Origin of the sequence: Pseudozobellia sp. WGM2, from assembly GCF_017810075.1 — a bacterium.
In the GTDB taxonomy this organism is placed as follows: Bacteria; Bacteroidota; Bacteroidia; order Flavobacteriales; family Flavobacteriaceae; genus JADNYK01.
The window spans coordinates 133,024-145,085 of sequence record NZ_JADNYK010000006.1 but is presented as its reverse complement, the minus strand read 5'-3'; the positions used below and the strand labels follow the sequence as shown (position 1 = coordinate 145,085).

At 40.1% G+C, this 12,062-nt stretch carries 7 protein-coding genes; 2 read left to right on the top strand and 5 right to left on the bottom strand.

What is annotated here, in order from left to right; translation table 11 throughout:
- The first annotated feature begins 269 nt into the window (after positions 1-269).
- Together IV512_RS15145 and IV512_RS15140 are read left to right on the top strand one after the other, a co-directional pair.
- On the top strand, positions 270-5,249 hold the full coding sequence (locus IV512_RS15145) for a translocation/assembly module TamB (protein ID WP_209404834.1): 4,980 nt from the start codon (positions 270-272) through the stop codon (positions 5,247-5,249).
- Positions 5,246-7,636 carry a BamA/TamA family outer membrane protein gene (locus tag IV512_RS15140; protein WP_245224848.1) on the top strand — a complete coding sequence of 797 codons (2,391 nt, stop codon included), beginning with the start codon at positions 5,246-5,248 and terminating at the stop codon, positions 7,634-7,636. The genes IV512_RS15145 and IV512_RS15140 overlap by 4 nt, the downstream gene beginning before the upstream one ends.
- 55 nt (positions 7,637-7,691) lie before the next feature.
- Here IV512_RS15140 and IV512_RS15135 read toward each other — a convergent pair whose 3' ends face one another.
- The 5 genes from IV512_RS15135 to IV512_RS15115 all read right to left on the bottom strand — a co-directional run bounded on the left by IV512_RS15135 (position 7,692) and on the right by IV512_RS15115 (position 11,944).
- Positions 7,692-8,726, bottom strand: coding sequence for an LLM class flavin-dependent oxidoreductase (locus IV512_RS15135; RefSeq protein ID WP_209404832.1), 1,035 nt, complete (start codon positions 8,724-8,726; stop codon positions 7,692-7,694).
- Positions 8,727-8,834: 108 nt separating this feature from the next.
- Complete coding sequence (locus IV512_RS15130; protein ID WP_209404830.1) at positions 8,835-9,320, bottom strand: hypothetical protein; 486 nt, start codon at positions 9,318-9,320, stop codon at positions 8,835-8,837.
- Positions 9,321-9,459: 139 nt separating this feature from the next.
- Positions 9,460-9,828: a hypothetical protein gene (locus tag IV512_RS15125; protein ID WP_209404828.1), complete on the bottom strand. Its 369-nt coding sequence runs from the start codon at positions 9,826-9,828 to the stop codon at positions 9,460-9,462.
- Between the two features lie 143 nt (positions 9,829-9,971).
- Complete coding sequence (locus tag IV512_RS15120; RefSeq protein WP_209404826.1) at positions 9,972-11,057, bottom strand: phosphotransferase enzyme family protein; 1,086 nt, start codon at positions 11,055-11,057, stop codon at positions 9,972-9,974.
- Positions 11,054-11,944: a sugar phosphate nucleotidyltransferase gene (locus tag IV512_RS15115; RefSeq protein ID WP_209404824.1), complete on the bottom strand. Its 891-nt coding sequence runs from the start codon at positions 11,942-11,944 to the stop codon at positions 11,054-11,056. Before IV512_RS15115 ends, IV512_RS15120 begins: the two co-directional genes overlap by 4 nt.
- Positions 11,945-12,062: the final 118 nt, after the last annotated feature.

Below are 12,062 nucleotides of genomic sequence, written 5' to 3'. Positions count from 1 at the left end.
AAATTGGTATGAGACATCTCATGTAGAGCAACTTGTTTTGAAGAATCTTTAATGAAAATATAAGTTACAAAAAACAAAGATGAGATTTTAGAGGATTAATCCTTTCTAATTATACGCATAAGCTCAAAAATAAATTTGTTCGCATCACTTGGGGCAGTAATTACTTCTTTTATTGCCATCTTCAACCACAGAGGCAAATTCACATAAGATTGTGAAAGAGCCTTGTTCAAACCCCTATTTTTACAACTTCAACCAAAATCGGTATTTAATTGTCTAAGAAAAGAACATATCGTATGCTTCGCAGACTAGGTCGCTTTCTACTGGTGCTCTTAGTTTTGTTTTTAGTGTTGGTTCTTTTTGTTCGAAGCCCCTGGGGGCAAAATATTATTGTTTCGAAGGTTACGGCCTATGTTTCCGACAAAACAGGTACTGAGGTCGAAATTGATCGTCTTTTCCTGACCTTTTCAGGTAATATATTTCTTGAGGGCCTATACCTTGAAGACAAGAAGGGTGATACCTTGGTGTATTCGAAGGCTCTGGAAGCCAATCTACCTATAACGCCTATTATCTTCAACAATGAAATTCATTTAAAATCTTTGGATTGGGATGGTCTTAAAGCGAGGATCTCAAGAAATGAAGGTTCTGAAGATTTCAACTTTACCTTTTTAATCGACGCATTCGCTGCCACTGATTCTACCACAACATCCAATCAATCAAGCGAACCGATGACTATTGATATTGGCAATGTCAACTTTGAGAACTTTGATTTGGCCTATGATGATGGCTTCATGGGTATAGAAAGCAACTTGATTTTAGGAAAATTATTCTTAGGAGCGGATCAAATCGACCTTGAAAAGATGCGTTTTGAAATCGAAGATCTTGAATTGTACGATACAGAAGTCAGCTACCTGCAAACCAAGCCTTTTCCTGAAGTTCAAGATACGACTACAACTCAATTGCCATATTTGTCAGTAGAAAATTTTAAGATCTCAAACCTTTCGGCAAATTACAATTCAGAACCAGATGAGACGATTGCTGAGGTAATTCTTCGGGAGTTTTTGTTGGAGTTGCCCAAAGCGGATTTAGCTAAAAATGAAATTGAGGTCGATTTACTGGCCTTGAAAAACTCGAAGGCCTCTGTGCAAATGGGAGGGCAAGAAGAAGTTAGATCTGACACGTTGGCTAAAACCGATTCGACTTTTGAATGGCCACAGTTTATAGTAGATGTCGCTGAAATCGATATAGAAAACAATGATTTTGCTTTTCGAACGGGTGATTCTACCGTAACCGAAAGCGGATTTAACCCTGAAAATGTAGCTTTTTCTGAATTTACACTTCAAACCGATAATATCACCTACCGGCCGAAGCTTGTGAATTTTATACTTAATGAGCTTTCCTTCAAAGAGAAAAGTGGTTTTGAGATTAAAAAGATGGCTTTTGATGCCGATTTGAATGAAACCTCGGCTTCAATATCCGCATTGAACGTTGCAACCGGGTACAGTTCGATGACGGGTAATCTTGAACTGGATTTTTCTTCTTTAGACGACTTGCTCGAAAACCCCGAGAATTCTCAACTCAATGTCTCCATACCGAATTTAAAGGTGGGGCTACAAGATGCATATTTCTTTCAACCTGATTTGGCCAATAACGAATATGTGAAAATGGCCACCCAGCAACCAATCACTGGAAATTTAAGAGCCAATGGCACCTTGGCCGATATTGAGATTCAAGATTTGGGGGTGCACTGGGGGCAAAATACCTCGCTCACAGCAAAAGGGGAAGTATTACAAATTACACAACCTGATTCGCTATATTTTGATTTCAACAATGCGGAAATTCGAACGGTACGTTCCGATATGTTGAAACTTATTTCAGAAAAAGACATGGGTGTTTCGCTGCCGGAAACGGTTCTAGTACTGGCAGAAGCAAGTGGAATGCCCGATGATATTTCTGCGAACGTAAAATTGAAAATTCCTGAAGGGAGAGTGCATTTAGAAGGCAGTTATGCGAACCGTAATCAAATCGCTTTCGACGGTATCTTAAAAGTGGACAGTCTTCAAGTAAATAAGCTGCTACAGAATGAACAATTGGGTGCACTGTCGTTTCAAATTGAGGCCTCTGGTAGTGGTGAAAATTTAAATACGTTGAACGCTTCGTTAACTTCCGATTTCACGCAGCTCAATCTGAAAGGGTATGATTTTTCAAACCTTTTTCTCGAAGGTGAAATTGTCGACGGTAATGGAGATTTGAACCTGAATTTTAAAGACGACAATCTCAATTTTAAGGCGCATACGACCGTAGAACTAGACTCGGTTGATTCGAATGTAAATCTTGACCTAAATGTGGTAGGTGCCGATTTATATGCGTTGGGTGTAACTCGCGAAGATATCAAAGCAGGAGTCAATATAAATGCACAGTTTAAGGGGAATGCAGAAGACTTTACCGTAGATGCATTACTGTCAGAAGGTATAGCCGTACATGAGAACGAGCAGTATCAAATGGGCGATGTCAAACTGTCGACCCGGTTGGGTAAGACCCAGACCGAGTTTTCCATTTCAAGTAATTTCTTGAACGGTATTTTAAAATCGAACGCCACGCCCAATAAAATTACGACCGCCTTACAGCGGCAGTTTAAAGGTTACTTTTCCGATACGGTAGCACCCAATACCCTTAATGAACCCGTAGAGTTGGAGGTTGAAATGGCGTTGTCGCCCGTGCCAATATTAACAAATGTGTTTTTAAAAGGAGTAGAGCGACTTGATTCCGTTCATGTTCGGGCCAATTTTGACGCACGTTCCAAAAACCTGGAAGCCGGCGTATATATGCCTACATTGGTTTACAACGGCAGTTCAATCGATAGTCTTGATGTGACGGTAAAAGGTGATGCGACCGATTTGAATTTTTCCGCAGGTTTTGCCGAATTATTGACAGACCCCATTAATGTAAAACGAACTTTTTTTAAAGGTAATTTGAAAAATAAAGAGCTGCTGCTCGATTTTGATTCTTATGATGAGCAAGAACGATTGGCTCACATAAGTTCTGAATTGGTTTTGGAGAAAGATTCCATCAACCTTCATATTAACCCTCAAGACCTTACTTTCAATAAAAAGGAATGGTCTATACCTCAAGATAACCGTATTGTTATTGCAGATAAGTATTTAGGTCTTCGTAACATCACCTTGAGTCGAAATGCACAAGAATTGACTTTAAGCAATTCGGTAGAGGGTATAGAAAAAGAACATGTGGGCCTAACCTTTGATAATTTCAAGTTACAGACCATTGTTAGCCTATTGAACCCTGATGAAGCTTTGGCATCGGGTATGGTAAAGGGGCGTTTGGTAATAGAAAACCCTTTTGAAGCTCCGGGTATTGTTGCCGATTTTGATATCAATAAGCTTGAACTGATGCAGAATCCATTGGGTAATCTATCTTTAGATGCCGTATCAAAGGGTAGAAGTACTTACGATTTCGATCTGTCGTTAAAAGATGGTGGTGTAGATTTAGACCTGACGGGAGATTTCGCAGCAGCGGAAACAGGGGCCAAACTCAACTTAAATCTTGATTTGAACAAACTTGAACTTACGGTGGTAGAAGGTCTTTCAGAAGGGGCGTTGAAAGATTCACATGGCTTTATTTCCGGTAACGTTGAGGTTAGTGGTACAACCGTTGAACCTCAATATAACGGATTGTTTCAATTTAACGATACCGATTTTAACGTGGCTACTTTAAACTCCGTCTTCAAAATAAATAATGAAACCATAAAAATCGATAATGCCGGTTTATACCTCGACTCGTTTAAGATAGAGGATTCTAATGGAGGAGTTTTTACTGTGGATGGAGATATTCTAACCGAGCAGTTGACCAATCCGAGTTTTGATTTGACCTTTGAGGCAGAGGAATTCCGTGTTCTAGATTCTACGAAAGACGATAATGAGTTGTATTACGGTATTGCGAGTATAGATGCTGATCTATCCGTTAAGGGTGACTTAGAGTTGCCTGAAATCGAGGGAAGGCTTAAAGTGCGTAAGGTAACAGAGGTCACCTATGTGGTACCAGAAGAACAGCTCGATGTTCAAGAGCGAGATGGGGTCGTGATTTTTGTGAATCGTGAAAACCCTGATGCTATTCTCACCCGCAATGATCAAGAAGATACTCCGGCCGTATTTACCGGCTTTGACCTAAGTGCCATCTTAGAAATTGACGATGATGCAGTTTTTAATGTGATAGTCGATGAGCGAACCGGAGACAATCTTCAAGTAAGCGGTGATGCTGAACTCAATTTGAATATGTCGCCAAACGGTCGAATTAATTTGACCGGGCGTTACGAACTGAACTCAGGTCATTATGAAACCAGCCTTTACAATCTGGTGAAACGTAGGTTTTCGATAAAACCGGGAGGAACCATTACTTGGCGGGGCGACCCCACCGATGCTGCACTTGATGTAACTGCAATTTATGAGGTAGAAACTTCTGCAGCTCCTTTAATGGCAGCGGTTACTTCTGGGCAAGATGTGAGCGTGACCGGCAAATACCAACAGGTTTTGCCCTTTATGGTCTATTTGAATGTAGAAGGTGAACTTTTACAGCCTGAGCTTTCTTTTGACCTAGACATGCCTGAAGATGAGCAAGGCTCTCTTGGGGGTGCCGTTTATGGTAGGGTGCAGCAACTCAACGAACAAGAGGCTGCTCTGAACAAACAGGTGTTTTCGCTGTTGGCACTAAATCGATTTTTTCCCGATACGGGTAGTGATGGTAGCTCGGGTGGTGCGGCTGCTTTGGCTCGAAATAATGTCAACAAGGTGCTGTCGGGGCAGTTGAATACCTTTTCTGATAAGATTTTCGGGCAAAGTGGTTTTGAACTCGATTTTGATTTGGACAGCTTCACCGACTATCAAGGCGATAGTCCGCAAGACCGAACACAGCTTAATATCAATGCCAAAAAGAAGTTGTTTGATGATCGATTGGTAGTTACGGCGGGTAGTGCGGTAGATGTTGAAGGCAGTGCTCAGAGCGGTCAAGGTCAAACGCCTATCATAGGCAATGTAAGCCTAGAATATCTATTGACCGAAGATGGACGGTATCGATTAAAGGGCTTTAGAAAAAATGAATATGAAAATGTAATTGACGGTCAATTGATAATTACCGGGCTCGCATTGATTTTTAATAGAGAGTTTAATGAATTTAGTCAGCTATTCAATCCGCTAAAAGACAATGATGAGAAAGACGAGACTAAAAATGCTAGTGAATGACGAAATTTAAGAACTTGTTGTATCACATATTGGGGAGTAAAGCAGAACGGGTCGATTTTAAAATTTTAGAATCATTGCCCAGCATGATTTCTGTCTCAGCATTATCTCTTTTGATTGTTCTGAGTTCATGTAGTGTCGAAAAATTTATTCCTGAAGGGGAAGCACTCTATACCGGTGCAGAATTGCAGACCAAATTGGTAGATGATGCCGAGGTTAATGGTTTGAAGAGTGTGAAAACAGAACTGAATACCTTATTACAGCCTCAACCCAATTCACAATTACTAGGCATGCGCTTGGGTTTGTACTACCATTACAAGGCCCAGCAAGAAAAACCTGGTTTCTTGAATGAATGGCTGAATAAAAAATTCGGTGAAGAACCGGTCTATCTTTCGCAGACGAACCCAGAAAGGGTCGAAGAGCTTATTTTAAATCGATTGGACAATCGGGGGTTTTTCTATAGCAAAGTGGAGTCAGAAGTTGATAGTACTCAAAAATTTGCCAAAATCAAGTATTCCGCAGAATTACCAAAACCCTATACGATGGAGCGTTTTGAACTGCAAAAGGATTCATTGCCGATATATGACGCCATAGAAGAAACATTGACCGAAAGTCCGTTTAAAAAAGGAGAACGGTTCGACCTGAGCTTGATGAAGTTTGAACGGCAGCGTATCGATAATGAGCTGAAACAAAAGGGGTATTATAATTTTAATCCTGATTTTTTAATTTTTGAAGCCGATACCAATCGATACGACAATCGCAAGTTTGACCTTTTTTTACGTTTGAAATCTCAGGTGCCGCAACGTTATGTAATACCTTATGCCATTGATTCTATAACGGTCTACCCGAAATATACTGTAGGCGATACCACAGAGTTAGCAGAATCGAATGTTGTAAATGACATCGCTTTTATTCAGAACGAGGAGTACTTCAAGCCCGAACAATTAGAACCTTATATTCTTTTTGAGGAAGGACAGGCGTACAATGCGCAAACCGCGCGATTGACCAGTAATAGATTATCGGCTATCGGAAGTTACAAATTCGTAAACATACAATTTGCAGAAACCGATACTACCGCAACCAATGACGGCATGGGTTCGTTAAATGCAGACCTATACCTGTCACCATTGACAAAAAGGTCGATTAGAACTGAACTACAGGCGGTCACTAAATCTAACGGATTTGCGGGCCCGGGAATTACAGTTGCCTATAGCAATCGAAATCTTTTTCGGGGTGGAGAAACCTTGAGTATCATCGGAAATTTTCAATACGCGACCCAACTTTCAAGTAGCGATAATCAAAACTTGAGCAGTATCGGCGGTGGTTTAAAGACTGATTTAACAATTCCTCGCCTAGTTCCGTTTTCGCCAAGCCGCTTTAAATATGCCGTACCGAAGACCAAAATAAGCCTAGGGGCCGATTTCTTGAACCGAAGCAAACTCTATAGTTTAACCTCTTTCAACACATCATTTGGCTATACTTGGAATGCCAATAAATATGTCTATCACGAGCTCAACCCCATTAGCGTCAACTATGTGAATTTGACCAATACTACTGAAGAGTTCGAGGCTATTCTAGATAAGAACCCCTTTTTGCGGCGAAGTTTCGAACAACAATTTATAGCGGGCCTCACTTATGGTTTTACCTATAATGAGTTGGTTGATGAAGATAAGACGCATCCAATTTTTGTTTCTACAAGTCTAGATATAGCGGGTAATATGTTGGGCCTGTTGAGTGGTGGCAATGAAACGGTTTTCGGGTTGGAGTACGCGCAATATGCCAAAGCCGATGTCGACTTTCGTTATTATTTCAGATGGGCAAAAGAGCAAACATTGATAGCTCGAATGTATGCTGGTTGGGGTATACCCTATGGCAATTCGAGTACCTTACCTTTCGTAAAACAGTTTTTTTCTGGCGGGCCGTACAGTGTAAGGGCATTTAAGATTCGTTCTCTTGGCCCTGGCACCTTTACTTCGGAAAGTGATGATTCGACGACCTTTTTTGATCAATCGGGTAACTTAAGTTTAGAAGCGAATCTTGAGTATCGTTTTCCTATATTTTCATATTTGAAAGGGGCTATTTTTGCCGATGCAGGTAACGTCTGGTTGACTACTGAAGCCGATATTCCCGAAGGGGAATCAGAAGAAGGCATAGCCTTCAACGAACGCTTGCAGACAGAAGGTAAATTTGGTAAAGACTGGGCAAAAGAACTGGGCGTTGGCGTGGGCTTCGGTTTGCGTGTAGATATTCAAAGCTTTGTAATTCGGCTCGATTTGGCATCACCGATAAGAGTGCCCTACCTTCCCGAAGGTGAACGAAGCCGTACTCCCTTTTTTGGGGGAGGTGACGACAACCTAATTTTCAATTTTGCTATTGGGTATCCTTTCTAAAGCTTCATTCTGCTTAGAAACCCTAACATAAACCTCATTTTGTGCAGAAAATCTTCTATACTGTTACTTTGTGTTTTCCGTTCAGTTCCATCATTATTTCAGAAAATAAGCGATAAGAATGTATTCTTGCCTCCGGATCATAAATATGTGATGCGACCATTATCTCATCTACTCCGGTATCTTTTAGAAAGTCCGCTGTTTTCTTTTGAACGGTTGCCTTACTTCCGATAAATGAATACTTCATCATGCGCTGCAAAGCAGGGTCACGAGAAATCTGTTTCAATTCTGGAGTCATCTCCGTTGGCGCTTGTAAATAATCGATTTGACCCGTTAAAACGCCGACAACCATACGAATGGTAGATGTAGACATGCGCTCGGCTTCTTCATCGGTGTCAGCAGCGAGAACGTTAATGCAGGCCATGGTATAGGGCTCTTTTAAAAATTGTGAGGGTTGAAAATTATTATAGTAGATGGATAGGGCTTCGAATAGATGGGTCGGAGCAAAATGACTTGCAAAAACATAGGGCAAACCTTCTTTGGCCGCCAAATGGGCACTATCGGTACTTGAACCTAGAATATACATTGGCATATCTATTCCTTCTGCTATCGGAACCCGTACTTTAGCTTGCTTATTGGCTGACGAAAAGTACTTTTGAATATTGCGCAATTCCTCTGGAAATCTGTATACCGCCTGCATTCTATCAGGCCTAATGGCTTGCGCCGTAACTTGGTCTGTTCCGGGCGCCCTGCCGAGGCCCATATCAATACGTTCAGGATATAATGAAGCCAATGTAGCGAATTGCTCGGCAATTAACATTGAAGAGTGGTTCGGCAGCATAATACCACCTGAGCCAACGCGTATACTATTGGTGCCGCCAGCAATGTGACTCATGAGTACCGAGGTCGCCACACTGGCTATACTGACCATATTATGATGCTCGGCCAACCAAAACCTATTATAACCGAACTCCTCTGCCTTTTGAGCTAACTTCAAACTGTTGTTGTAAACGTCGGTGGTGGTAAAGCCCTTGCCAATTGTTGCTAATTCTAAGATGGAATAAGGTATTTTACCCGTTTGATTTGATTGCATAAACTATTCTATTTATGGCGAAATTAGTCAATAATTATGCCCTATCAGTTGATGAAAAGTTAAGGGTGACTTAAATTAAAATGAAGTTGGTTTGTCCAACCTCATAATTCAAACTTCGATTGAATTATGATTATCGTGAAAATCGATGCGGAGATTTGATTTGAGTTTTTGCCATTCATTATTGAGTTCCTCAGCCTGAGATTGTAAAATGGCGTTTGTGGTATTGGACAAATCACCATGGGTTAAAATCTCTTGATATCTTAAAATCATAATTCTTTCGACTTGCAGTATTTGCGCATCTATATCTTCTTTTGGCTTTGACTGCGTTAGCAACGAATGCTCCAGAGGTGGAAATATTAAATCAGCCTCGCCGGTACGATTATCTGTTGGTCTGCGTTCAGTGATTGCGAAAAATTCGTCATTAAGTATATTGGCAAAAGTGCCATATTGAAAGTGTCGATGCTTAAAATAAGGTCTTTTATGGGGATGCCTATCTGATTGCACCAGTGTTCCATAAACCTTTTTAGCAGCAATTAACTCATTAATTAGAAGTTCCAGTTTATCTATCCAATTTCTCTTAGTAGTCCTTTCCATTTTTTTTCATTTAACGTTCACAATTAAAAATTACGCACTAATAAGAGAAAGCTGTAGCGTTATCCGTTTAAATACTAGTAAAATTGATATACCAAAAAAGCCGCTTTTAAGCGGCTTTTATAAAAATAAGTTTCATCGATTAACGAGTGCAATTTGCACCCCATGTTTCATCATCTTGCACATAGGCTATTATAAGTTCTCCTTCATCTATTTTTATGGTTCCGGAACTGTTTACCAATACATTTTGATTTTTTTCCATTTCTATCCCAGTAATGCTCGGTATACTGCTTGAGAAATCAAACCTATAGTTGTTGCCCACTTTTACCACTGTGACTCGTCCATCGTCAGTAGTAGTTTCGGTTTCACTTTCAGGGTTTGAATAACTGACCGAACCATTGTAAGTGCCCACGAACAAATTATCGTCTGTAGGATCATTGTCTTTACTGCACGATACTACCAATGCAGTTATAAAAAGCATAATACTCAAAAATTTGATAGGTTTTTTCATGTTCATATATTTTGGGTTAAGACCTAAAATTAAACATGCTATTGAGACCTTAGGTAGGTGTTAAGGAAGCTTTAAGATAGAAAAACGCTGTTGAGTTAAAGAAAATTTGGATATCGTCACAGCTAGCTTATTTCAAATAAATTTCATCCTATATCCACTGGTATTAGCTTTTCTGATATGGTGTTTTTCATGTATGTAAAGTTGTCAAGTGCTTTTTGCGTGAAGGCAAAAAGACTCGAACTTCTATCCAGATTTTGGTTCTCGTAAGCCACTTTATAATAAATATTCCCGTTAAGGTAATCAGTAAGTGCCCGAATGCCATGTAAGAAAGGCATTAAAACCGCGCCCCAAGCTAACGTTTCTACTTCTTTTTTTGAGAGAAAGGGTTCATTGGCGGAAAGGCCATCGATAAAAGCATCTAAAAGACCTTTGTTGAAAGTAATTTTGTCGTGGTTCTTCTCGTCTTCCGGAGCCGTATTGACTATGGTACGAATGGCATCACCGAAATCGTACAGAAAATAGCCTCGCATTAACGTGTCAAGATCGATAAGACAAAGCGCTTTTTCAGTTTCTTTTGAGAAAAGAATATTATTGAGCTTAGTGTCGTTATGGCAAACCCGAATCGGTAATTCAGAAAGTTCAATATGACTCAATTGCGCCAAAACTTTGTGGGCAAAAAGTATAGCGCTCTCTGCCGTATTTCTTTTTTCAGGTGTTGATTTCTCTAAAGCTTCTTCGAATTGGTTTTTTCGTAGACTTAAATCATGAAATCGAGGTATAGTATCGACATAGTCATCGACATTTGCTTTTTGTAGAAGAATGTTAAATTTGGAGATAATCTTACCGGCTTCAAATGCTATTTTTGCATTTTCGGTCGTATTATAGGCCGTACTGCCGTTAATATAGGTCATCACCCTCCAATAAGCCTTTTCACCGTTCTTAGTACTTAAATAACTAAGTCCGTTATGGGTTTTGACCAGAGTAATGTCTTGATAGTCGGTGTCAATAAGGTGCTCAAATGCATCGCGAACGTTGTTCATTAGGCCGGCAACATTATCAAACACATTGTGGTTGATACGCTGCAGAACATACAGCGGTACATTATCGGCGAGTACTAAAAAAGTATCGTTGATAAAACCATCGGTAAGTGGCTTAAAATTGTAATTTTTTTCCTCTATAGAGAAATTGCTTAATAAGGTATTGAGTGTTTGGTCGGTATATTTATTCATTCGTTAGGCCAAAGTGGCGATATGTATTTTCCGGCAGTGGTTTTTTCTTTAAGGTATGCAACGGCAGTTTCACGGTCACTGGCATAAGTTACACCAAACCAATCACCGCCCGAGGGTACTACTTTCACCTCGATTTCACCGGCCTGAAGCATGTCTTGAATTATTTTAGGAATATAAAGTTCGGCTTTGGCACCCAAGTCTTTACTGTCTAAAAATGTTCTAAAGTCATTTTCTATTTTTTCAAAAATAGAAGGTTTACAGACCCAAAAGTTCATGCTTACATGTTCTTCTCCAGTATATTCGTTGCCCGAATCTTCGTCTACAACTTTACCATCTTTAGCTACAAGCTTTAATCGTTCATCTACAGATACGAGGTTATCACCATCTACTTGGCATACTCCACGAGAAACCGAACCATGTTCAGATAAAGTATTCTTCAAGGTATAACCGACTAGGGCATAGGTATTATCTTCGGCATGGGCTCGCATGAAATTAGCTGCATTTTCATAGGCGGGCTGCCCATAAAAATCATCAGCATTCAAGACTGCGAAAGGCCCGTCAACAACATTTCTGGCTGTCCACACGGCATGGGCGGTACCCCAGGGTTTCGTACGCTCCCCTTCGAAAGAACAGCCTTGGGGCAAGTCGGTAATTTCTTGTGCCAGAACATCTAATTTTACATTGGCGGGCAGGCGGTTTCTTAAATGGTCATCTAAAAACGAAACATTGTCTTTTTTCGTAATCAAAACAATATGGTTGAATCCATTCTTAAGTGCATCTGAAATGCCGAATTCCATTAGAAATTCACCATCAGGACCTAAATCGTCGAATTGTTTTAGTTTTCCGTATCGGCTACCGCTTCCAGCTGCCATCAAAAGTAAAATCATGTTCTGTTGAATTTGTTAAGTTGCCGCAAAAATATGATTTTATGTATAGAATCTTCATAATTACATTGTATACCTAACATTTTATTCACATTAATTGCACTTAGCTTCAAAATTATTC

Excerpts from the sequence above, each read along its gene's own strand:
- IV512_RS15135 (WP_209404832.1), bottom strand. The coding sequence starts at position 8,726 with ATGCAATCAAATCAAACGGGTAAAATACCTTATTCCATCTTAGAATTA.
- IV512_RS15125 (WP_209404828.1), bottom strand. The coding sequence starts at position 9,828 with ATGAAAAAACCTATCAAATTTTTGAGTATTATGCTTTTTATAACTGCA.
- IV512_RS15115 (WP_209404824.1), bottom strand. The coding sequence starts at position 11,944 with ATGATTTTACTTTTGATGGCAGCTGGAAGCGGTAGCCGATACGGAAAA.
- IV512_RS15130 (WP_209404830.1), bottom strand. The coding sequence starts at position 9,320 with ATGGAAAGGACTACTAAGAGAAATTGGATAGATAAACTGGAACTTCTA.
- IV512_RS15120 (WP_209404826.1), bottom strand. The coding sequence starts at position 11,057 with ATGAATAAATATACCGACCAAACACTCAATACCTTATTAAGCAATTTC.
- IV512_RS15140 (WP_245224848.1), top strand. The coding sequence starts at position 5,246 with ATGACGAAATTTAAGAACTTGTTGTATCACATATTGGGGAGTAAAGCA.